Raw genomic sequence first — 22836 nt, forward strand, 5'->3', positions numbered from 1 at the left:
TTTGACGGTGTTTGAAGAATATGATGGGAATTCTCTGGAATCTGGCGGCTTTTATTATTGCGCTAGGGATATTGATCACTGTGCATGAGTTTGGTCATTTTTGGGTGGCTAGAAAGTGTGGTATTCATGTTGAACGTTTCTCCATTGGTTTTGGTAAAGCTTTATGGCGGCGTACAGATCGTCAAGGAACTGAATATGTTATAGCCCTTATTCCACTGGGGGGATATGTGAAAATGCTTGATGAGCGTGTTTCACCTGTTTCTCCTGAACACCGTCATATGGCATTCAATAATAAAACACTTGGTCAGCGTGCTGCGGTGGTCAGTGCCGGGCCAATTGCTAACTTTTTATTGGCGGCTGTGGTTTATTGGTTGGTGTTTATTATTGGCGTGCCGGCAATACGTCCTGTTGTTGCGGATATCAAACCAGATTCTATCGCTGCGCAAGCAAATATTTCATCGGGAATGGAACTAAAATCCGTAGATGGTATCGAAACGCCTGATTGGAATTCAGTTCGTTTTGCTCTGGTAGGTAAGATAGGTGACGATAACATGACTGTTCAGGTTATCTCTCCAGGCTCATCATATCCAGTGGAGAAAATTTTGGATTTGCAGCAATGGAACTTTGATCCGGATAAGCAGGATCCTGTGTTGTCACTAGGGATTATGCCTGTTGGGCCTCGTTTGGATTCTCTGGTGGAAAAAGTTATCCTTGGCTCCGCAGCAGAAAAAGCGGGTTTGCAAAAGGGGGATAGGATAGTTAAAGTCGGTAGCCAGGAAATAGATGCTTGGCATACTTTTACATCCTTTGTCAGCAATAATCCGAATGTCCCGCTGGAACTTTCTGTGGATCGGGCTGGTCATATTATTTCTCTCTCTATGACGCCGGAAGCAAGACAACAATCTGGTGGTAGGACAGTTGGTTTTGCCGGTGTGGAACTGCGAGTTGTGCCATTAGCCGATGAATATAGAATCGTTCAGCAATACGGGCCTTTCTCTGCCATGTATCAGGCAGGAGATAAGACTTGGCAACTGATGCGATTAACTGTCAGTATGATTGGTAAGCTGATCGTTGGTGATGTGAAAATTAACAACCTGAGTGGGCCTATCTCTATCGCCAAAGGGGCGGGGGTGTCGGCTGATTCGGGCTTGGTGTATTATTTGATGTTTTTGGCGCTAATAAGTGTCAATCTTGGGGTTATTAACCTGATCCCATTACCTGTGTTAGATGGTGGACACTTGCTCTTCTTGTTTATCGAAAAGATAAAAGGTGGGCCGGTTTCCGAGCGTGTACAAGACTTCAGCTATCGCATCGGTGCCATAGTACTGGTGTTATTGATGGGGCTTGCACTTTTCAATGATTTCTCCCGTTTTTAAAGCGGAAGACTAGTTAGGAAGACGCATTACAACGATGGCGATGAAAAAGTTACTCATAGCGTCGCTGCTGTTTGGCAGCGCCACTGCATACGGTGCAGACGGATTCGTAGTTCAGGACATTCACTTTGAAGGTCTTCAACGCGTCGCCGTAGGTGCGGCATTACTGAATATGCCAGTTCGCGTAGGTGATACGGTCAGCGATGAAGATATCGGACGTACCATTCATGCACTATTTGCTACTGGTAACTTTGAAGACGTTCGTGTCCTGCGTGATAGCAATACACTTATTGTTCAGGTAAAAGAACGGCCGACTATTGCCAGCATCACTTTCTCCGGTAATAAATCGGTAAAAGATGATATGTTGAAACAAAACCTTGAGGCATCTCATGTTCGGGTCGGAGAAGCCCTTGACCGCACGATGTTGTCCAATATCGAAAGAGGGTTGGAAGATTTCTATTACAGTGTGGGTAAATACAACGCCAGTGTAAAAGCGGTTGTTACGCCACTTCCACGTAACCGTGTCGATTTAAAACTGGTTTTCGCTGAAGGTGTTTCGGCAAAAATCCAGCAAATTAACATTGTTGGTAATAAATCATTTTCTTCTGATGAGTTATTGAATCGTTTCCAACTTAGAGATGATGTGCCGTGGTGGAATCTGACTGCCGATCAGAAATATCAGAAGCAAAAACTGAGTGGTGACCTTGAAGCATTGCGCAGTTTTTACCTTGATCGCGGTTATGCCCGTTTTAACATTGATTCGACTCAGGTCAGTTTGACGCCGGATAAAAAAGGTATTTATGTCACGTTGAATATTACTGAGGGGGATCAATACAAAATATCTGGTATTGACCTGAACGGTAATATGGCGGGCTATCAGTCAGAAATCACGAAACTGGCTAACATTGAGCCTGGTTCTCTGTATAACGGGACTCAGGTGACTAAAATGGAAAGTGAAATTAAAAATTTGCTTGGCCGTTATGGTTATGCCTACCCACGAGTGATGACGCAACCTGAAATCAATGATCAGGACAAGACAGTAAAACTGCATGTCAATATTGATGCAGGTAACCGTTTCTATGTTCGTAAAATTCGTTTCTCTGGTAATGACACCACTAAAGATTCTGTTCTGCGTCGTGAAATGCGTCAGATGGAAAGAGCATGGTTAGGAAGTGATCTGGTTGAACTGGGTAAAGAGCGCCTTAACCGTTTGGGTTATTTCGAAACGGTAGATGTTGAAACTCAGCGTATACCAGGCAGCCTTGATCAGGTCGATGTCGTTTATAAAGTTAAAGAACGTAATACCGGTTCTCTGAACTTTGGTGTTGGTTTCGGTACAGAAAGTGGCGTTAGTTTCCAGGTTGGTGCTCAGCAGGATAACTGGTTGGGTACAGGTAATGCTGTTGGAGTTAATGCCAGTAAGAACGATTATTCAACCTATGCGGAGCTCTCCTTCACTGATCCATACTTCACGATTAATGGTGTGAGTCTTGGTGGTCGGGTATTTTACAACGATTTCAGAGCTGATGATGCTGAATTATCCGGTTACACTAACCAAAGCTATGGTATAAGTGGTTTCCTCGGTTTCCCGATTAATGAAAATAACTCCCTGAATTTTGGCTTAAATTATATTCATAACTCGCTGTCTGAGATGCTTCCTCAAGCTGCAATGTGGCGTTATCTGCGGTCTATGGGCGAGAAACCAGATTTTGAGAGTAAAGCCGAGTTCAAAGCGGATGACTTCTCTTTAAGCATGGGATGGACATATAACAACCTTGACCGTGGCTTCTTCCCAACATCCGGTGTGAAATCGACGTTGAATGGTAAAGTAACTATCCCAGGTTCGGATAATGAATTCTATAGAGTGACTCTTGATACTTCTGCCTATTATCCAATTAATGATGATCGTACTTGGGTGATTTTGGGGCGTAGTCGTTTAGGTTATGGTGATGGATTAGGTGGCAAAGAGTTACCATTCTATGAAAACTTTTATGCAGGTGGCTCCGGTACGGTTCGTGGTTTCCGTTCTAACAATATTGGTCCTAAAGCTATTTACCTGAATAAGGACGGGTTGCCTAAGAAAGAGAGTCCATCTCGTGATGCTGTAGGTGGTAACGCAATGGCGGTAGCTAGCCTTGAGTTGATTACGCCAACACCATTCCTTGATAGTAAGTATTCGAATTCTGTCCGAACTTCATTCTTTATTGATTCAGGTACGGTTTGGGATACCGATTGGAATGATTCTGCTGCGATGAAAAGCAAAGGTATACCTGATTACAGTAAACCAGGTAATATCCGCGTTTCGGCGGGTATTGCATTGCAATGGATGTCTCCTTTAGGTCCGCTGGTGTTCTCTTACGCTAAGCCGATCAAAGATTACGAAGGTGATAGATCAGAGCAATTCCAATTTAATATTGGCAAAACCTGGTGATAATGCGTTTTTATCTTATTATTGATAGAGCAAGCTCTGAAATCACAGGTTTCAGAGCATTAACTAAGTTTTCCAATAGGTTACAGATAGCGTGGTTTAAGGAGTTTATAGTGAAAAAATTGTTGTGTGCAGCAAGCTTTGGTATTGCATTAGCTTTCTCCGCTGGTGCTCAGGCAGCAGACAAAATTGCCGTTGTCAATGTTGGTGAGATTTTCCAGCAGTTGCCAGCCCGCGAAGCTGTTGTGAAGCAGTTGGAAAATGAGTTTAAAAACCGCGCATCTGAATTGCAACGGATGGAAACTGACTTACAATCCAAAATCCAGAAATTACAGCGCGATGGTTCTACCATGAAATCCAGTGTGCGTACTAATCTGGAAAAAGAAGTGATGGCTAAGCGTGAAGAATTTGGCAAAAAAGCCCAAGCTTTTGAACAAGATCACCGTCGTCGCGAGATGGAAGAACGCAACAAAATTCTAAGTCGTATTCAGGATGCAATCAAAGTGGTTGCTGGCAAAGAAGGCTATGATGTCGTTATTGATGCGAATGCTGTTGCTTATTCAGTATCTGGCAAAAATATTACTGCAAGTGTATTGAAACAGGTTAAATAATAGATGTCTTCAATTCGATTGGCTGATTTAGCTCAGCAGTTGAATGCACAATTACATGGTGATGGCGATATTGTTATCACCAGTATTGCCCCAATGCATTCGGCCAATAACGAACAGATCACTTTTTTGTCTGATAGCCGTTACCGTGAACGTTTAGGCGAATGTCAGGCTGCTGCTGTCGTTCTCCGCGAGTCAGATCTTCCTTATTGCAATATTCCGGCGTTGGTTGTCGCCAATCCTTATCTGGCCTATGCCTATATGGCTCAAATTATGGATACAACACCGGTTCCCGCACAGGATATTCACCCTTCCTCGGTGATTTCACCTCAGGCAACTTTGGGTAAAAATGTTGCTGTCGGAGCCAATGCGGTTATCGAATCTGGCGTTGTTCTTGGCGATAATGTTGTTATCGGCGCAGGCTGCTTTATTGGTAAAAATGCGCGTATTGGCGCGGGAACTCGTCTCTGGGCGAATGTCTCTGTTTATCACAATATTGAAATGGGTGAACAGTGTTTGATTCAGTCAGGAACAGTGATCGGGTCTGATGGTTTTGGCTATGCGAATGATCGTGGTAAATGGGTTAAAATCCCGCAATTAGGTTCAGTCATTATTGGTGACCGGGTTGAGATTGGTGCCTGTACAACGATCGATCGAGGAGCTTTGGATAATACCATTATTGGCAATGGCGTCATTATCGATAACCAGTGTCAGATTGCTCATAATGTTATCATTGGTGACAATACGGCGGTTGCTGGCGGTGTGATCATGGCCGGTAGTCTGAAAATCGGTTGTTACTGTATGATTGGTGGCGCCAGTGTAATTAATGGACATATGGAAATCTGTGATAAGGTAACCGTCACGGGGATGAGTATGGTGATGCGTCCTATCACTGAACCTGGTGTATACTCCTCTGGCATTCCAGCACAACCAAATAAAGTTTGGCGTAAGACGGCAGCTTTAGTTATGAATATCAATGAAATGAATAAACGTCTTAAGTCAATGGAGAGTAAGCTGGAAGACGAAAGCGAGTAATTGCACTATATTTAATTGCACTATATTTTTGGTTGTGTCTTATTTTTGCGGCCTGCCTGGAAACTCTGGATTTGGGGTTTAAGCGGGCCGTGTCGTTAATACAATTAGTCCTTTTGACAGGAAGAGTATTTAGATGAGTGATAATCATACTCTGCACATTGAAGAAATTTTAGATCTACTTCCGCATCGTTATCCGTTTTTATTAGTGGATCGCGTTCTTGATTTTGAGGAAGGTAAATTCTTACGTGCAGTAAAAAACGTATCTTTTAACGAACCCTTCTTTCAGGGGCATTTTCCCGGCAAACCTATTTTCCCAGGCGTTCTGATCCTTGAAGCTATGGCACAGGCCACCGGAATTCTGGCATTTAGGAGTGTGGGCAAGTTAGAGCCAAATGAGCTCTATTATTTTGCCGCTATCGATGGTGCCCGTTTTAAACGCCCGGTAGTGCCTGGGGATCAAATGATATTAGAAGTAGAATTTATTAAGGAACGTCGAGGGGTTGCGCGTTGTAGAGGCGTAGCGAAAGTCGATGGAGAAATAGCTTGCGAAGCAGAAATGATGTGTGCTCGCCGTCGTGAGGTTTAGTCTATGATTGATGAAACCGCTTATATACATCCTAGCGCTATTGTAGAAGATGGTGCGGTTATTGGTGCCAATGTTCGTATTGGGCCGTTTTGTTGTATTGGCTCTCAGGTTGAGATTGGCGAAGGTACAGAGCTGAAGTCTCATGTTGTTGTCAATGGAATAACCAAAATCGGCCGTGATAACCAGATTTTTCAGTTTGCTTCTATTGGCGAAATGAATCAGGACCTGAAATATCACGGTGAACCAACCCGAGTTGAAATTGGTGATCGTAACCGTATCCGCGAAAGTGTCACTATTCATCGTGGCACCGTGCAGGGTGGCGGTGTAACGAAAATCGGTAATGATAATTTGTTGATGGTTAATGCCCATATTGCTCATGACTGTATTGTCGGTGATCGTTGTGTCATTGCGAATAATGGTACTTTGGGGGGGCATGTTATCCTGGGTGATTATGTCATCATTGGTGGTATGAGTGCGATTCATCAGTTTTGTCAGATTGGCTCTCATGCTATGGTGGGCGGGTGTTCCGGTGTGGTACAGGATATTCCGCCATACGTTATTGCTCAGGGGAATCATGCAACGCCTTTTGGCACTAATGTCGAAGGCCTGAAACGCCGTGGTTTTGATAAAGATTCATTGCATGCAATTAGAAATGCGTACAAAATTTTGTATCGTAACGGAAAAACGTTAGAAGAAGCACAACAAGAAATTGCTGAGCTGGCTGAAAATAATCAGCATGTAAAAATCTTCAGCGATTTTCTGGCAAATTCTACCCGTGGCATTGTCCGTTAAGTAGATGAAGGATACTCCTTTGACTACCATTTCTTCTATTAATAGTCTGCGTCCGCTGACTATTGGATTAATCGCCGGAGAAACCTCCGGTGATATCCTTGGAGCAGGTTTAATTCGTGCACTAAAAGCGAAAGTACCTAATGCCCACTTTGTTGGTGTGGCAGGTCCTCTTATGCAGGCTGAAGGTTGTGAAGCTTGGTATGAGATGGAAGAGCTAGCAGTAATGGGGGTTGTCGAAGTTCTCGAACGTTTGCCTCGTTTATTGAAAATACGTAAGGATCTGACAACCCGTTTCACGGAACTGAAACCTGATGTGTTTGTGGGCATTGATGCGCCGGATTTCAATATCACTTTGGAAGGTCGGTTAAAACAGCGGGGCATCCGCACCATTCATTATGTCAGTCCGTCAGTATGGGCTTGGCGGCAGAAACGTGTTTTCAAAATTGGTAAAGCCACAGATATGGTTCTGGCTTTCTTGCCTTTTGAAAAAGCGTTTTACGATAAGTTCAATGTTCCGTGTCGGTTTATTGGACATACCATGGCGGATGCTATGCCATTGCAGCCAAATAAAGCGACGGCACGTGAGCTATTAGGTATTCCGCCAGAGGCTGTTTGCTTGGCTTTATTGCCGGGGAGTCGCCATTCTGAGGTTGAGATGCTGAGTGCGGATTTTCTTAAGACTGCTCAGCTATTGCAGCGGAGTATGCCAAATCTGCATGTATTTGTGCCATTGGTGAATGCTAAACGGCGTGAACAATTTGAGCGTATTAAACAAGAAATTGCGCCAGAGCTGAATGTTCACCTTGTGGATGGCAAAGCGCGAGAAATCATGATTGCAAGTGATGCCGCACTTTTGGCTTCTGGTACTGCTGCTCTGGAATGTATGTTGGCAAAATGTCCAATGGTAGTTGGTTACCGGATGAAGTCATTGACTTTCTGGTTGGCAAAACGCCTGGTAAAAACGCCTTATGTTTCATTGCCTAACTTATTATCCGGTGAAGAGCTGGTTAAGGAATTATTGCAGGAAAAATGTCAGCCGCAAAAACTTGCAGATGAGTTGTTGCCGTTACTACAAGGCAGTGAAAAAATTGAAGTATTGAAACAGACATTTTTACATTTGCATGAAAGCATTCGTTGTAATGCTGACGAACAAGCAGCACAAGCCGTATTGGAATTGGCAGGAAAATGATGGAATTTATATATCCTCAGGCGAGTCTGATTGCCGGAGTTGATGAAGTTGGTCGAGGCCCATTAGTCGGTGCAGTTGTGACTGCGGCTGTTATTTTAGATCCATTGCGGCCGATAGTTGGTTTGGCTGATTCTAAAAAACTGAGTGAAAAACGCCGCGAGGCACTGTATCTGGAGATCACGGAAAAAGCATTGTGCTGGAGCTTGGGGCGTGCAGAACCGGCAGAAATTGATCAATTGAATATCCTGCATGCAACTATGCTTGCGATGCAAAGGGCCGTGGCTAATTTGCCTATCTCTCCTGAATATGTACTGATTGATGGTAACCGTTGCCCTAAATTACCCATGCCGACACAAGCGGTGATAAAAGGCGATGGGCTGGTTGCTGAAATCAGTGCTGCTTCTATTGTGGCGAAAGTTACCAGAGATCGGGAAATGGCTGAACTTGATCAACTGTTTCCCGAATATGGATTTGCTAAGCATAAAGGCTACCCGACGGCATTTCATTTAGAAAAGTTGGCTCAGTTGGGAGCGACAGAACATCATCGTAAAAGTTTTGCGCCAGTTAAGAGAGCAATTGGCCTTTAAGTAAACTTGTTGATTGAATATAGCTATTCTTCAAATTGACATCATCTGGATAAATATATGGCCGAACCCCGTTTTGTGCACTTACGTGTTCACAGCGACTATTCAATGATTGATGGCTTAGCCAAAACCAGCCCTTTAGTGAAAAAGGTTGCGCAGTTAGGTATGCCGGCTTTTGCGATCACTGATTTTACTAATTTGTGTGGGCTGGTGAGATTTTACGGCAGTGCTCACGGGGCAGGAATAAAACCGATTATTGGTGCTGATTTCTATGTGGAAAGTGAACTGCTTGGTGATGAGCACGCAAGCCTGACCATTCTTGCGCGCAATAATACTGGTTATCATAACTTGACATTGCTGATATCAGAGGCTTATCAGAAGGGATATGGTGCGATTGGTCCGACAATTAAACAGGAATGGCTGATAAACCATAAAGAAGGGCTAATTCTGCTCTCCGGTGGTCGTATGGGGGATGTGGGTAAATTCCTGCTACGTGGTAATCAGATTATGGTGGACCAATGCCTTGAGTTTTATCAGGAGCATTTTCCCGGCTGTTATTATTTGGAGCTGATCCGTACTGGCCGTGCAGATGAAGAAAGTTATCTTCATGCGGCGGTTGCACTGGCAACGGAAAAAAGCCTGCCTGTCGTTGCAACTAATGATGCGTGTTTTATCGACAGTGAAGATTTTGATGCTCATGAGATTCGCGTAGCGATTCATGATGGCTATACCTTGGCTGACCCAAAACGTCCGAAAAATTACAGTCCTCAGCAATATCTGCGTAGTGAACAGGAAATGTGTGAGCTATTCGCTGATATTCCTGAAGCGCTGGAAAACAGTGTAGAAATTGCTAAGCGTTGTAATGTCACTATTCGCCTTGGTGAATATTTCCTGCCGCAATTCCCTACGGGAGAAATGAGTACCGAAGGTTATCTGATAGATAAATCTAAACAAGGGTTGGAAGAACGTTTAGCATTTCTCTATTCAGATCCTAAAGTACGCGCAGAAAAACGTCCTAAATATGATGAGAGACTCGATATTGAACTTCGGGTTATCAACCAGATGGGATTTCCTGGCTACTTCCTGATCGTGATGGAATTCATTCAGTGGTCGAAAGACAACGGTGTTCCTGTTGGCCCAGGACGTGGTTCGGGTGCAGGTTCTCTGGTGGCTTATGCCCTAAAAATAACCGATCTCGATCCTTTGGAATTTGATCTGCTATTTGAACGATTCCTCAACCCTGAACGTGTTTCCATGCCCGATTTTGACGTCGATTTCTGTATGGAAAAACGTGATCTGGTGATCGATCATGTGGCTGATATATATGGTCGTGATGCCGTATCTCAGATCATCACATTCGGTACGATGGCAGCGAAAGCCGTCATTCGGGATGTTGGCCGTGTGTTGGGGCATCCATATGGGTTTGTTGATAGAATTTCCAAATTGATACCGCTTGATCCAGGTATGACATTGGAAAAGGCATTTATCGCGGAGCCACAACTTCCTGAAATTTATGAAGCGGATGAGGAAGTTAAAGCGCTGATAGATATGGCGCGTAAATTGGAAGGTGTTACCCGTAACGCGGGGAAACACGCGGGGGGGGTGGTTATCGCCCCGACTAAGATCACGGATTTCGCGCCTCTCTACTGTGACCCGGAAGGTTTGAACCCAGTTACTCAGTTTGATAAAAACGATGTGGAATATGCTGGGTTGGTGAAATTCGACTTCCTCGGACTGAGGACGTTGACTATCATCAATTGGGCGTTGGAAATGATCAACGCACGCAGAGCGAAGAAAGATCTGGACCCAATTGATATCGCAGCGATTCCGCTGAACGACGTCAAGAGCTTCGATATGCTGCAACGCGCTGAAACAACAGCGGTATTTCAGCTCGAATCCCGTGGTATGAAGGATCTTATCAAACGCCTGCGTCCTGACTGCTTCGAAGACATGATTGCTCTTGTGGCACTGTTTCGTCCGGGTCCTTTGCAATCAGGCATGGTGGACAACTTCATTGACCGCAAACATGGTCGGGAAGAGATCTCATACCCAGATGTACAATGGCAGCACGAATCTTTACAGTCTGTGCTGGAGCCAACTTACGGCATCATCCTTTATCAGGAACAAGTGATGCAGATTGCTCAGGTGCTGGCGGGATATACTCTCGGTGGCGCAGATATGCTCCGACGGGCGATGGGCAAGAAAAAGCCGGAGGAGATGGCTAAACAGCGTTCTGTCTTTGAAGAAGGCGCAAAGAGACTGGGTATTGATGGCGAACTGGCAATGAAAATCTTTGACCTGGTGGAGAAGTTTGCCGGTTATGGATTTAACAAATCTCACTCTGCTGCGTATGCCTTGGTTTCTTATCAGACTTTATGGTTGAAAGCGCATTACCCGGCTGAATTCATGGCTGCGGTAATGACTGCTGATATGGATAATACAGAAAAAGTCGTTGGGTTGATTGATGAATGCTGGCGCATGGGGCTGAAAATCTTACCACCTGATATTAATAGTGGCTTGTATCATTTCCATGTTAATGATGACGGGGAGATCGTATATGGAATCGGGGCAATTAAAGGGGTAGGTGAAGGGCCGATTGAAGCGATTATCGAAGCTCGTCAGAAAGATGGTTATTTTAGAGAACTGTTTGATTTATGTGCCCGCGTTGACACCAAGAAGTTAAATCGCCGAGTAATGGAAAAACTGATCATGTCAGGGGCATTTGACCGTTTAGGGCCGCACCGTGCGGCACTGATGTCCTCGTTGGAAGATGCGCTAAAAGCGGCGGATCAACATGCTAAAGCAGAAGCTACTGGTCAGACTGATATGTTTGGTGTATTAGCTGAAGCGCCAGAAGAAGTGGAACGCTCTTATGCCAATATTTCTCAATGGTCGGAACAGATTGTTCTTGATGGTGAACGGGAAACACTGGGTCTCTATTTAACCGGGCATCCTATCACCCGTTATTTAAAAGAAATTGAGCGCTATACTAATGGATTGCGGTTAAAAGATGTGAATCCAACCCCGCGCGGTCAAGTAACGACTGTGATAGGTTTGGTGCTGGCATCCAAAGTGATTATAACCAAACGAGGTAACCGGATTGGTCTTTGTACTTTAGATGATCGTTCAGGACGTCTAGAAGTGATGTTATTTTCCGATGCCTTGGAGAAATATCGGCATTTGCTAGAACAAGACCGGATATTAATCGCTACGGGGCAGGTCAGCTTTGATGACTTCAATGGTGGTCTTAAAATGACAGCCCGTGAATTAATGGATATTAGTGAAGCGCGTGAAAAATATGCGCGTGGGCTTGCTATCTCGCTGTCAGACAGGCAAATTGATGATCAATTGTTGAGCCGTCTTCGTCGTGCATTGGAACCACATCGTTCGGGAACGATACCGGTTCATCTTTATTACCAGAGGGAAGACGCCCGCGCCCGTTTAAGATTTGGCGCGACGTGGAGGGTAACGCCAACGGATAACCTTCTGACAGATTTGCGAACTCTGCTGGGTAATGAGCAGGTAGAATTAGAATTTGACTAAAATTAGGAATGTTATGAGTCTGAATTTTCTTGAATTTGAACAGCCGATTGCCGAGCTGGAAGCGAAAATTGATTCGCTAACCGCAGTTAGCCTTCAAGGTGAAAAATTAGATATAAATCTGGATGAAGAAGTACAACGTTTGCGGGAAAAAAGTCTGGAATTGACTCGCAAAATCTTTTCAGATTTAGGTGCCTGGCAAATTGCTCAGCTTGCTCGTCACCCACGTCGTCCTTATACGTTGGACTATATTCAACATATTTTTACTGATTTTGAAGAGCTTGCTGGTGATCGTGCTTATGCTGATGACAAAGCAATTGTGGGTGGTCTGGCTCGTATTGATGGACGTCCAGTGATGGTGATTGGTCACCAAAAAGGCCGTGAAACCAAAGAAAAAATTCGCCGTAATTTCGGTATGCCCGCGCCAGAAGGTTATCGTAAAGCTTTGCGCCTGATGGAAATGGCAGAGCGTTTTAAACTGCCAATTATTACTTTCATTGATACTCCTGGTGCATATCCTGGGGTGGGTGCAGAAGAGCGTGGTCAATCTGAGGCGATAGCGCGCAACTTGCGTGAAATGTCCCGTCTGTCTGTGCCTGTTATTTGTACTGTGATTGGTGAAGGTGGCTCTGGTGGCGCTCTGGCGATTAGTGTTGGTGATAAAGTGAATATGCTGCAATATAGTACTTATTCTGTTATCTCCCCAGAAGGTTGTGCCTCAATTTTATGGAAAAGTGCGGAAAAAGCACCTTTGGCGGCAGAAGCAATGGGGATCACTGCTCCTCGTTTGAAAGAACTGGAATTGATCGATTCTGTGATCTCAGAGCCATTAGGTGGCGCTCATCGTGACTATGAAGCAATATCCACGTCGTTGAAAGCTCAGTTGTTGATTGACCTGGCAGAGCTTGATCATTTGACATCCGAAGAGTTAATCAACCGCCGATATCAGCGTTTGATGCAATATGGTTATTGCTGATATTTGAATTAATTGTTTGAATAAGGGATGGTAACTGACTGGAAATGATAAATTTCAGTCACTTCCATCCTTTACTATTTCTGCTTCTTTTTGTCATTTTATATTCTTAATGAAAGTAGTGAAAAACATTATCTGACTGACAGAGATTTTAAACTTACTAAAGTAGATAATAATGAATTCATATTATTGCAAGCTAAGGAACTCTTGAACCTATAATGACAAACATTGATGAGAGACTATTTGTCACTTTGGCTGAACAGCTTGGTGAATATAAGAAAATCCTGGTTGGATTCAGTGGTGGGCTGGATTCCTCTGTTTTGCTTCATTTGTTGGTTAATTGGCGTAATCAACATAATCAGAAAATTCAACTAAGGGCAATACATATTCACCACGGTTTAAACCTAAAAGCAGATCAGTGGGTTGAACATTGCCAGCTGATCTGTGATGACTGGCAAGTGGAGTTTCATTCTGCAAGAGTCACGATAGATGCTCGTCAAAAGGGGATTGAGGCTGCTGCTCGTGATGCTCGATATCAGGTATTTAAGCGCGAATTACAAAAAGACGAAGTTTTGGTAACAGCTCAACATCTTGATGATCAGGCGGAGACTTTTTTACTGGCATTAAAGCGAGGTAGTGGTCCGGCAGGTCTTGCTTCTATGCCTTCAATCGCCGTATTTGCTAATACATTATTGTTACGTCCTCTACTTGATTATAGTCGGAATGAACTGGATATGTATGCCAGTAAACATCGTCTGAATTGGATTGAAGACGACAGTAATCAAGATGATCGTTATGACAGAAATTTTCTGCGCTTACATATTATGCCGTTACTGAATCAACGTTGGCCGCATTTCCCACAATCTGTTGCTCGAAGTGCAAGTTTATGTGGCGAACAAGAACAGCTTCTGGATGAATTACTGAATGAGTCTCTGAAAGAGCTAATAATTCAAGATGGTGCTTTGGGTATTTCGTCTTTGGTTGTATGTTCAGAAGCTAAACGAAATGCTTTGTTACGCCGTTGGTTTGGTTACCATGAGATGAAAATGCCTTCACGAGAGCAGCTTAACCGGCTTTGGTATGAGGTGGTTCTTGCTCGCACTGATGCTGAGCCTCGACTACAATTTGGTGAATATGATATACGTCGTTATAAGCAAAAACTCTGGTTGGTTCCTCAATTACAATCTTTGAGAGACACTATTCTTGAGTGGGATATTTGCAATATTTTGGTATTACCGGATCGCTTGGGAGAATTGAATATTTCTGATCGCGGTATCCAAGTAAGGGCCCCGGCTGATCATGAACGAGTGACTATTCGCTTTGGTGTCCAGGGAATGATAAGTATTGTGGGGCGTCAACATTCTCGGCATAGTAAAAAATTGTGGCAAGAGTTTGGGGTTGCTCCGTGGCTGAGAGAGCGAATTCCATTGCTTTATTACAACGAACAATTGATAGCGGCGTTAGGTGTTTTTGTTACCAAGGAAAGTAAAGCGGCAGAAGGAAGAGAGATGTTAACAATGAACTGGCATAAAACGCTGTTAAAATAAAAAGTTAAGCCGCCAAAGGCGGCTGTTTTCTATCAAGATTCAGAGTGTTCAATAATAATAGTGCCAATTTTAGGGTGACTGAAACTAGCAATATGATCTAACCGCAATTCACGAGGTTTACCTTCTGTTTCAATTATCAAGTATTCAACTTTTTTTCTTAAAACCAAATCACAGGCTTTTCCTTCAATAACTTCCCCACCCCGCAACTTTATGTGGAGGTGGAGCTGATGTTGGCAAGTTGACTCAAGATTATCGTAGTCGTCACAGTTAATTGGTTGATATTCAGTATTTATAGACATATTTGCTCACCACTATGGTTAGTGGCGGTTATTGCCGCCCGTGGTTGTTAAAATTGTAACTCAAAAGCACTATTAATGACTATAGCACAGGAAATCAATCGTGATTAATGAATAACTTTGGTTATTCATTCTGAACAGTAAGTAAATAAAAGTCCTATTTCACAGCAACTTCCTGACAAAAGTATTAAAATCGGCCCACGTTATTTTGCTATTATTGAATAACATCCTTAAGAAGGACAGTATTTACGCTATTAAGCTTGAATAATCGCTATGTTCCTTGTGTTACTTATAAGATGAGAATTATAGAACTCATTATACTGTGTGGAGATAAATGTGAATAAAAAACTTTTGACAGCGTTGGTTGCTGTGGGCGTATCTGCTTTGATGGGATGTAAAGGTAACTCAGCACAACAAACGAGTTCACAGCCAGTAGATCAGACTTTTCATGGTGCTCTTCCTTGCGCTGATTGTTCTGGTATTGATACCACACTGTTATTGGATAATGATGGTACTTATATTCTGGAACAAACTTATCTTGGCGCTCGTGATGGTGATCAGTCGTTCTTTGAATCTGGTCTATGGGTGAAAGATGGAGAGAAAATTCGCCTGACAAAATCAGACGACCAGAAATCTTATTATCTGTCGAAAGGTGAAAACCTGGTAATGCTGGATATTGAAGGCAATAAAATTGAATCATCATTCAATTATGAACTGCAACGGGTAAAACCGAAGAAACTGGCGGGTGAATACAGTTATATGGCTGATGCAGCTTTGTTTACAGATTGTAGTACAGGTAAGCAGTATGCTGTAACGGAAAGCCTGGATTTGGAGCAAGGCTATCACCAAGTTGGTGTGGAAGGTGGAACGCCGGTTTATGTTGAAGTTGAAGGCTATTACAGTGTCCGTCCTTCAATGGAAGATGGGCAATTTGATCCTGCCCTGATTCAGACAGGTAAAATCCATTTCGATAAATCGAAATCTTGTAATATGAAGAAATAATTCTAGCTTCGGTATATATGGTGATAATGGGCTAAGAAGCGTAAAATGTTCTGTTACGATGTGACCATTATCACCATACTATTCAATAAATTACTACAATAATCTTAATTAACAACCAAGTTGTTGTTTCAGGTAATCAACGACATCATCTAGTTTCAGCATCTGTTTTTCATCACCACGACGATGTTTATATTCCACTTCGTCATTATCGAGATTACGGTCACCGATAACGATAGTGTGTGGTACACCGATAAGCTCCATGTCAGCAAACATCACACCTGGGCGTTCCTTACGATCATCAAAAATAACATCAATGCCGCTAGTGCGTAGATCAGCATACAGTTTCTCCGCAACTTCTTTAACGCGATATGACTTGTGTATATTCATTGGCAAAATAGCAACTTGGAATGGTGCAATTGCGTCAGGCCAGATGATACCTCGGTCATCGTAATTTTGTTCAATCGCTGCGGCGACAATACGAGTAACACCAATACCATAACAGCCCATAGTGACTATCTGATTATGGCCGTCTTCGCTTTGAACAGTCGCTTTCATGGCATCAGAATATTTGGTGCCAAGTTGGAAGATATGGCCAACTTCAATACCACGTTTGATGAGCAATGTACCTTTACTATCCGGGCTGGCATCACCTTCAACAACATTACGGATATCGGCAACTTCTGGTACTGGTAGATCACGTTCCCAGTTGATACCGAAATAGTGTTTGTCATCGATATTGGCACCTGCGCCAAAGTCACTCATCACTGCTACACTACGGTCAATAATAACGGGTATTGGCAGATTGACAGGGCCCAATGAACCTGGACCTGCACCAACAATTGAGCGAATCTCTTCTTCGGTAGCAAAAGTCAGCGGGCTGGCAACTAAAGATAATTTCTCTGCTTTGATTTCATTAAGTTCATGGTCGCCGCGAACCAGTAAGGCGATCAATTTATGACTTGTTTCTTCTGTTGCGTGAACCATCAGGGTTTTAACGGTTTTCTCAATTGGCAGATTGAATTGCTCAACCAGTTCAGCAATTGTTTTTGCGTTTGGAGTATCTACCAGATGCATCTCTTTTGTTGGTGCTGCGCGATCATGGGCGGGGGCAACCGCTTCGGCTAATTCAATATTAGCTGCGTAATTGGATTCAGTGGAGAAGACGATATCATCTTCTCCACTGGCTGCCAGAACCTGAAATTCATGGGAAGCACTACCACCGATGGAACCGGTATCGGCCAGAACAGCACGAAAATCCAAACCTATGCGGGTAAAAATTTTGCTGTAGGCTTCGTACATGTTGTCGTAAGTTTCTTGTAATGATGCCTGGGTAGCATGGAAAGAGTAAGCATCTTTCATTAGGAATTCACGGGAGCGCATAATGCCAAAACGAGGGCGAACTTCATCGCGAAATTTAGTCTGGATCTGGAATAGAGTCAGTGGTAATTGCTTATATGAGCTGACTTCATTGCGGATCAGATCAGTGATCACTTCTTCATGAGTGGGACCTAGTACAAAAGGACGATCACCTCGGTCAACAAGGCGCAGTAACTCTGGACCGTATTGTTCCCAGCGACCGCTTTCTTGCCATAGATCCGCTGGTTGTACGACGGGCATGGATATTTCAATCGCTCCGGCATTGTTCATCTCTTCTCGAACAATTTTTTCGACTTTTTTGAGTACACGGATACCTGTAGGCATCCAATTATACAGACCTGAAGCGAGTTTACGGATCATGCCCGCACGAAGCATCAGCTTATGGCTGATAACCTCCGCATCGGCAGGAGTCTCTTTTAGTGTAGAGAGCAGATATTGGCTAGTACGCATTGTTAGGTTCCATTAGAGCAGCAAATTGCTTCTGACTGGCAGAAATTTGCCAGCCAATAAAAAAACGAAAATAAGCCTTTAGTCTACCAGTGAGTTTAAGATGCCAAAAGGGTATATGCTGATTTTTAATGGGGATCTATGGCGATCACTTCGGTCAATGTGCCACGGATTTTCCAGCGCACATTAAAATTCAGTAAATGAACGGCATATTCCCGATTTTCCTGTTCTCCTTTCCGGTAAGCGGGACGAGGGTCCTGGGCCAAAACTTGGCTGATAAAACGGCGTAAATTCGGATAAATATTTTGAACTGATATGAGTTGTTGCTCAGCGGCAGGTAAAAATATCACTTCCATATTGGTAGAAGGGGCTTGCTGGGCAAAACCTGCTACTGCGTGTGGCTGACATTCAGCAAAAGGTAGATAAGGCTTAATATCAATAACAGGTGTACCATCAACTAAATCTAGGCTACCCAGTTCCAGAGTAACTCGACCTTTTCTGTATTCTATCCCTTTAAGTTCAATCAAAGACATACCGATTGGATTTGGTCGAAAAGTCGAACGGGTTGCGAATACACCCATTTTTGCATTGCCACCTAAACGAGGAGGGCGCACCATTGGCTTCCAACCGCCATCCATTGTTTGGTGGAAGATAAAAATAACCCATAGATGACTAAATTGCTCCAGACCACGAACTGCATCTGGTTGATTATAGGGAGGAAGAAGTACCAGTTTCCCACCACCATCTTCAATAAGACCTGGTTGGCGGGGAACGGCAAATTTTTCTTTATAAGGGGAGTGAATAACCCCTATCTGAGTAAAATGAAAATCGGTCATTGGGTAGTAAGCAGGGCTGAACCTTCACATATTGCTATCTGGTAGCATCCTTGGCCTGATAATATTTCGCATTGATGCAATAAAACAGCGTTAGCATTCAAATAAGCTGCTTTGGTTATCATCTGGTTGCGTGCCATAGTGATATTAACTGGTGGGTCTTGTAAGGAACTACGGCATGATTGACCAGAAACAATCCCTAAATCTTTAAATGAGGTACTTAATAATTCTTCACTCTTGGTATATAACTTTACGGATGAAGATAAATGTTTTTTTTCTCCAGTTGATAGTTTTGTGAGCCTCATATCTGATAACTGGGAAGAGTCAGGAAATGTTGTTTGTTGTACTGAACATCCTGTTATGGACAGTACTAACAAAGAGGCAAGTAGCCTACGCATTATAGATCCTCGAATTTTTACTGTTAGAGTTAAGCGAATAGATCAGGTTAACAAAAAATATCGAAAACATGATGCCATAATAAATCAGGCGGACAATCTGTCCGCCTGATTATTCTAATATCGATGAGCGTAATATGAAAGATTACCAACCTTTCACTGCACCACCATTAAAGATCTTATTGGCAGCTTCATCAACTTCGTCGGATTGATATGCCTTAACGAATTTCTTAACGTTTTCAGCATCTTTGTTATCTTCTCGACTAACCAGTAGGTTTACATATGGAGAATCTTTATCTTCAACAAATAAACCATCTTTTGCTGGAGTCAGACCAATCTGGCTTGCATAGGTTGTATTAATGATTGCGAGAGCAATTTTTTGATCATCCAGTGAACGTGGTAATTGTGGTGCTTCCAATTCGACTAGTTTTAAACTCTTAGGATTTTCAACAACGTCTAGAACCGTTGGTAATAAGCCTATGCCATCTTTCAATTTAATTAAACCTTGTTTCTGCAACAGTAATAAAGAACGGCCTAAGTTCGTTGGATCGTTTGGTAACGCAATTTGGGAACCATCCTGCAATTCATCCAGGGATTTAATTTTTTTGGAATAACCCGCAATTGGATAAACAAAAGAGTTGCCAACTGTGACCATCTTATAACCACGATCTTTGATTTGTTGATCCATGTAAGGTTTGTGCTGGTATGCATTCAGATCAATATCACCTTTACTCAGAGCTTCGTTTGGCAATACAAAATCATTAAAAGTGACCAGTTCTACATCAAGACCATATTTGTCTTTAGCTACTTTTTTTGCAATTTCAGCAACTTCCTGCTCTGCACCAACGATAACGCCTACTTTAATATGGTTTGGATCTTGTTTTTCCTGCCCGCAACCAGACAGAATTAATGAACCTAAGAGAGCGCTGATAGTTGCGATGGTTTTTAATTTAACAGACATATTTTATCCCTATGGAATACTGATTTATTAGCACCGGCAAGGTACTGTTATTAAAATAATCTTATCATTTACGTGTTGTGGCCTTGACTAAATGGTCACCACTTAATTGAATTAAATAAACTAAAATAACCAGTAACACTAATACGGTGTTCATTACTGTTGCATTATAGCCGATATAACCATATTGGTAGCCAATCTGGCCTAATCCACCTGCACCTACAGCACCTCCCATTGCAGAATAGCCGACTAAAGTAATTAGGGTAATTGTGGCTGCATTGAACAAACCAGGTAATGCTTCAGGTAACAGAATTTTCTTTACAATCTGGAATGGGGTTGCTCCCATTGCTCTAGCAGCTTCAATTAGTCCCGATGGAATTTCCAGTAAAGCATTTTCCACCATACGAGCGATAAATGGTGCAGCACCTATGGTTAATGGGACAATGGCAGCCTGTAAACCGATCGATGTTCCCACAATTAGTCTGGTAAAAGGAATCATCCACACCAGTAAAATAATGAATGGGATAGAGCGGAAAATATTAACTACCGCTGAAAGAAAACGATAAAGTTTACTATTTTCCATAATTTGACCGGGACGGGTGACATATAACAATACACCTACCGGCAGCCCGATAATGAAGCCAAAGAAACCAGAAACAAAAGTCATTACTAGAGTTTCCCAGACGCCTTTAGCCAGTAATAAAATCATTCCTTCAGACATAACCGAGAACCTCTACTTTCACATGATGATCTTGTAAAAACTTAATCGTTGACTCAACGCCACCATTTTCACCGTGTAATTCAGCTAACATCACACCAAATTTTACGCCACCGGCATAGTCGATTTGAGAACTTAATATATTCATATCAATATCAAAACGACGTACCGCCATTGAAATCAGTGGGGCATCTACCGACTGACCGGTGAATTCCAGTTTCAATAATGGACTAAGATCTGGTGCTGGGTGGCTTTGCATTTTTTGTACATAATCTTCAGGGATATCCAGATGCAAAGTTGACTGAATAAATGCCTGAGCGATAGGTGTCTTGGGATGAGAGAACACTTCACTAACAATGTCTTGCTCAATCAGTTGCCCACCACTAATAACGGCTACTTGGTCACAAATACGTTTGACGACATCCATTTCATGTGTAATTAACAGAATGGTTAGCCCCAAACGGCGATTAATATCTTTCAATAATTCTAGAATAGAACGCGTTGTTGCGGGATCCAGAGCGCTGGTTGCTTCATCACATAAAAGTACTTTAGGTGAATTAGCTAGAGCACGGGCAATAGCAACGCGTTGCTTCTGTCCGCCAGAGAGATTTGCTGGATAAGCATCATGCTTATCTGCAAGACCCACAAGCTCCAATAACTCGTCTACCCGTTTTTTGATTTCAGCCTTTGGAATGTTATCCAGTTCCAAAGGTAAAGCTATGTTGCCAAACACTGTTCTTGAAGACAGCAAATTGAAGTGCTGGAAAATCATGCCAATACGACGACGTGCACGAGTTAAATCACTATCAGATAAGATAGTTAAATCCTGACCATTAACCAGTACTTGCCCGGAAGTTGGACGCTCAAGCATATTTACACAGCGAATCAGTGTACTTTTACCTGCGCCGGATGAGCCAATGACACCGTAAACTTGTCCTTGCGGAACATGCAGACTGATGTCTGAAAGCGCGTTAATAGAACGGGCACCCTGCTGGAATATTTTATTGATATGAGACAGTTTTATCATTTTTATTCTTATTTGTTTTTATAAAAATTCGAAAATTAATAGTTTGAACATTTTTGAGAAAACAAACCACTAGTTAAATCGGATGTTAAGGTGTCTAGACGTCTAAGTCAACTGGGAATAAATTAATTGCTGCATTCTCATTCATGGCTAAATCGTGCGATACTGAGGGCTTCTTACATTCTTGGAGCAATCAGGTGACACAAGGTATTCCAGCCGTATTTTTAGATCGTGACGGAACAATAAATATCGATCATGGTTATGTACATGAAATAGATGATTTTCAATTTATCGATGGTGTCATTGAAGCCATGACTGAATTGAAAAAGATGGGGTATGCACTGGTATTAGTCACAAACCAGTCAGGTATTGCCCGTGGCATTTTCGATGAAGAGAAATTTTTGCAACTGACAGAATGGATGGATTGGTCACTGGCAGACCGAGGCGTGGATTTGGATGGCATCTATTATTGTCCTCATCATCCAGATGCAACTGAAGAGCAATATAAGAAGAGCTGTGATTGCCGTAAACCGCAGCCGGGTATGTTGCTGGACGCACAAAAGGAGCTTGGTATCGATATGACGGCTTCTTTTATGATTGGTGATAAATTCGAGGATATGCAAGCCGCGACGTTGGCAAAAGTTGGCACTAAGGTATTGGTTCGCACAGGTAAACCCGCTAACACTGAAGCTGAACAAGCGGCTGATTTGATAATAAATAGTCTTGCAGACTTACCTAAAGCAATTAAAGGCATCAAAAAGTAGGCTTTTTGTTCTTTATATCGCCATTTTGTTGAAAAGGCATGCGAATAAAAGTTTTTTTCAAATAAATGCTTGCCAGCGCCGAAGAACGCCCTATAATGCGCCCCCACTGACCGACACAACGCTGATAAACATTGTGAGGTCAGGCAGAGGGAAAGCAAATAAGCGCTTGACTCTGCGGGCGAAAAGCGTAGTATACGCAGCCCGGCTGAACGAGAATGTCATTTTTTAATTCAGCCTGCTCTTTAACAATTAATCAGACAATCTGTGTGGGCACTCACAAGACCGTATCATCAAAAAATACGTTTTAAAGTCTTGAAGAGTGAACAACAGTGAATTCATTACGAATGAACGGTCAGTTTCTTTGAGC

20 protein-coding genes are annotated in these 22836 nt (G+C 42.8%); 13 read left to right on the forward strand and 7 right to left on the reverse strand.

Annotated features, from left to right (window positions below):
- The first annotated feature begins 20 nt into the window (after positions 1–20).
- From rseP to tilS, 11 genes are all read left to right on the forward strand, one after another.
- Positions 21–1376 carry a sigma E protease regulator RseP gene (rseP, locus tag D3222_RS18040; RefSeq protein WP_118987387.1) on the forward strand — a complete coding sequence of 452 codons (1356 nt, stop codon included), beginning with the start codon at positions 21–23 and terminating at the stop codon, positions 1374–1376.
- A gap of 34 nt (positions 1377–1410) precedes the next feature.
- Positions 1411–3804: an outer membrane protein assembly factor BamA gene (gene bamA / locus D3222_RS18045; protein ID WP_118987388.1), complete on the forward strand. Its 2394-nt coding sequence runs from the start codon at positions 1411–1413 to the stop codon at positions 3802–3804.
- Between the two features lie 110 nt (positions 3805–3914).
- Positions 3915–4412, forward strand: coding sequence for a molecular chaperone Skp (skp, locus tag D3222_RS18050; RefSeq protein ID WP_118987405.1), 498 nt, complete (start codon positions 3915–3917; stop codon positions 4410–4412).
- Positions 4413–4415: 3 nt separating this feature from the next.
- Positions 4416–5444 carry a UDP-3-O-(3-hydroxymyristoyl)glucosamine N-acyltransferase gene (lpxD, locus tag D3222_RS18055; protein ID WP_118987389.1) on the forward strand — a complete coding sequence of 343 codons (1029 nt, stop codon included), beginning with the start codon at positions 4416–4418 and terminating at the stop codon, positions 5442–5444.
- A 133-nt stretch (positions 5445–5577) separates the two neighbouring features.
- Positions 5578–6030, forward strand: coding sequence for a 3-hydroxyacyl-ACP dehydratase FabZ (fabZ, locus tag D3222_RS18060; RefSeq protein ID WP_011145059.1), 453 nt, complete (start codon positions 5578–5580; stop codon positions 6028–6030).
- A 3-nt stretch (positions 6031–6033) separates the two neighbouring features.
- On the forward strand, positions 6034–6822 hold the full coding sequence (lpxA, locus tag D3222_RS18065; protein ID WP_118987390.1) for an acyl-ACP--UDP-N-acetylglucosamine O-acyltransferase: 789 nt from the start codon (positions 6034–6036) through the stop codon (positions 6820–6822).
- Between the two features lie 4 nt (positions 6823–6826).
- The gene (gene lpxB / locus D3222_RS18070) at positions 6827–8011 is read left to right on the forward strand and encodes a lipid-A-disaccharide synthase (RefSeq protein WP_118987391.1); all 1185 of its coding nucleotides are present in this window, start codon (positions 6827–6829) and stop codon (positions 8009–8011) included.
- Positions 8008–8598, forward strand: a complete 591-nt coding sequence (gene rnhB / locus D3222_RS18075; protein ID WP_118987392.1) for a ribonuclease HII — start codon at positions 8008–8010, stop codon at positions 8596–8598. Before lpxB ends, rnhB begins: the two co-directional genes overlap by 4 nt.
- A gap of 57 nt (positions 8599–8655) precedes the next feature.
- On the forward strand, positions 8656–12138 hold the full coding sequence (dnaE, locus tag D3222_RS18080; RefSeq protein ID WP_118987393.1) for a DNA polymerase III subunit alpha: 3483 nt from the start codon (positions 8656–8658) through the stop codon (positions 12136–12138).
- A 13-nt stretch (positions 12139–12151) separates the two neighbouring features.
- A complete protein-coding gene (accA, locus tag D3222_RS18085; RefSeq protein WP_118987394.1) occupies positions 12152–13111 on the forward strand; it encodes an acetyl-CoA carboxylase carboxyl transferase subunit alpha in 960 nt (319 codons plus the stop codon).
- 215 nt (positions 13112–13326) lie between these two features.
- Positions 13327–14655 carry a tRNA lysidine(34) synthetase TilS gene (gene tilS / locus D3222_RS18090; protein ID WP_118987395.1) on the forward strand — a complete coding sequence of 443 codons (1329 nt, stop codon included), beginning with the start codon at positions 13327–13329 and terminating at the stop codon, positions 14653–14655.
- Positions 14656–14687: 32 nt separating this feature from the next.
- Here tilS and rof read toward each other — a convergent pair whose 3' ends face one another.
- On the reverse strand, positions 14688–14954 hold the full coding sequence (gene rof / locus D3222_RS18095; protein WP_112879158.1) for a Rho-binding antiterminator: 267 nt from the start codon (positions 14952–14954) through the stop codon (positions 14688–14690).
- A gap of 333 nt (positions 14955–15287) precedes the next feature.
- Between rof and nlpE the strand changes: the two genes are divergently transcribed.
- On the forward strand, positions 15288–15953 hold the full coding sequence (gene nlpE / locus D3222_RS18100) for an envelope stress response activation lipoprotein NlpE (protein WP_118987396.1): 666 nt from the start codon (positions 15288–15290) through the stop codon (positions 15951–15953).
- A 108-nt stretch (positions 15954–16061) separates the two neighbouring features.
- On the opposite strand, the gene proS is transcribed toward nlpE, so the two are convergent.
- The 6 genes from proS to metN form a co-directional block, all read right to left on the reverse strand.
- Positions 16062–17780 carry a proline--tRNA ligase gene (gene proS, locus D3222_RS18105; protein WP_118987397.1) on the reverse strand — a complete coding sequence of 573 codons (1719 nt, stop codon included), beginning with the start codon at positions 17778–17780 and terminating at the stop codon, positions 16062–16064.
- Positions 17781–17905: 125 nt separating this feature from the next.
- Entirely contained in the window at positions 17906–18613 is a 708-nt protein-coding gene (gene tsaA / locus D3222_RS18110) for a tRNA (N6-threonylcarbamoyladenosine(37)-N6)-methyltransferase TrmO (protein ID WP_118987398.1), read from the reverse strand.
- Positions 18610–19008, reverse strand: coding sequence for an Rcs stress response system protein RcsF (rcsF, locus tag D3222_RS18115; protein WP_118987399.1), 399 nt, complete (start codon positions 19006–19008; stop codon positions 18610–18612). Before rcsF ends, tsaA begins: the two co-directional genes overlap by 4 nt.
- A 142-nt stretch (positions 19009–19150) precedes the next feature.
- On the reverse strand, positions 19151–19966 hold the full coding sequence (locus D3222_RS18120) for a MetQ/NlpA family lipoprotein (RefSeq protein ID WP_118987400.1): 816 nt from the start codon (positions 19964–19966) through the stop codon (positions 19151–19153).
- Positions 19967–20030: 64 nt separating this feature from the next.
- On the reverse strand, positions 20031–20684 hold the full coding sequence (locus D3222_RS18125) for a methionine ABC transporter permease MetI (RefSeq protein WP_118987401.1): 654 nt from the start codon (positions 20682–20684) through the stop codon (positions 20031–20033).
- Positions 20677–21708 carry a methionine ABC transporter ATP-binding protein MetN gene (gene metN / locus D3222_RS18130; protein WP_118987402.1) on the reverse strand — a complete coding sequence of 344 codons (1032 nt, stop codon included), beginning with the start codon at positions 21706–21708 and terminating at the stop codon, positions 20677–20679. The genes D3222_RS18125 and metN overlap by 8 nt, the downstream gene beginning before the upstream one ends.
- Positions 21709–21902: 194 nt before the next feature.
- Between metN and gmhB the strand changes: the two genes are divergently transcribed.
- Positions 21903–22469 (forward strand): D-glycero-beta-D-manno-heptose 1,7-bisphosphate 7-phosphatase, encoded by a 567-nt coding sequence (gene gmhB / locus D3222_RS18135; RefSeq protein WP_118987403.1) that lies wholly within the window; start codon positions 21903–21905, stop codon positions 22467–22469.
- Positions 22470–22836: the final 367 nt, after the last annotated feature.

The organism is Photorhabdus sp. CRCIA-P01 (assembly GCF_003545805.1).
Taxonomy (GTDB): domain Bacteria; phylum Pseudomonadota; class Gammaproteobacteria; order Enterobacterales; family Enterobacteriaceae; genus Photorhabdus; species Photorhabdus antumapuensis.

Bases quoted from the DNA above. Each gene is read 5' to 3' on its own strand.
- rseP (WP_118987387.1), top strand. From the start codon at position 21: ATGATGGGAATTCTCTGGAATCTGGCGGCTTTTATTATTGCGCTAGGG.
- bamA (WP_118987388.1), top strand. From the start codon at position 1,411: ATGGCGATGAAAAAGTTACTCATAGCGTCGCTGCTGTTTGGCAGCGCC.
- lpxD (WP_118987389.1), top strand. From the start codon at position 4,416: ATGTCTTCAATTCGATTGGCTGATTTAGCTCAGCAGTTGAATGCACAA.
- fabZ (WP_011145059.1), top strand. From the start codon at position 5,578: ATGAGTGATAATCATACTCTGCACATTGAAGAAATTTTAGATCTACTT.
- lpxA (WP_118987390.1), top strand. From the start codon at position 6,034: ATGATTGATGAAACCGCTTATATACATCCTAGCGCTATTGTAGAAGAT.
- lpxB (WP_118987391.1), top strand. From the start codon at position 6,827: ATGAAGGATACTCCTTTGACTACCATTTCTTCTATTAATAGTCTGCGT.
- rnhB (WP_118987392.1), top strand. From the start codon at position 8,008: ATGATGGAATTTATATATCCTCAGGCGAGTCTGATTGCCGGAGTTGAT.
- dnaE (WP_118987393.1), top strand. From the start codon at position 8,656: ATGGCCGAACCCCGTTTTGTGCACTTACGTGTTCACAGCGACTATTCA.
- accA (WP_118987394.1), top strand. From the start codon at position 12,152: ATGAGTCTGAATTTTCTTGAATTTGAACAGCCGATTGCCGAGCTGGAA.
- tilS (WP_118987395.1), top strand. From the start codon at position 13,327: ATGACAAACATTGATGAGAGACTATTTGTCACTTTGGCTGAACAGCTT.
- rof (WP_112879158.1), bottom strand. From the start codon at position 14,954: ATGTCTATAAATACTGAATATCAACCAATTAACTGTGACGACTACGAT.
- proS (WP_118987397.1), bottom strand. From the start codon at position 17,780: ATGCGTACTAGCCAATATCTGCTCTCTACACTAAAAGAGACTCCTGCC.
- tsaA (WP_118987398.1), bottom strand. From the start codon at position 18,613: ATGACCGATTTTCATTTTACTCAGATAGGGGTTATTCACTCCCCTTAT.
- rcsF (WP_118987399.1), bottom strand. From the start codon at position 19,008: ATGCGTAGGCTACTTGCCTCTTTGTTAGTACTGTCCATAACAGGATGT.
- D3222_RS18120 (WP_118987400.1), bottom strand. From the start codon at position 19,966: ATGTCTGTTAAATTAAAAACCATCGCAACTATCAGCGCTCTCTTAGGT.
- D3222_RS18125 (WP_118987401.1), bottom strand. From the start codon at position 20,684: ATGTCTGAAGGAATGATTTTATTACTGGCTAAAGGCGTCTGGGAAACT.
- metN (WP_118987402.1), bottom strand. From the start codon at position 21,708: ATGATAAAACTGTCTCATATCAATAAAATATTCCAGCAGGGTGCCCGT.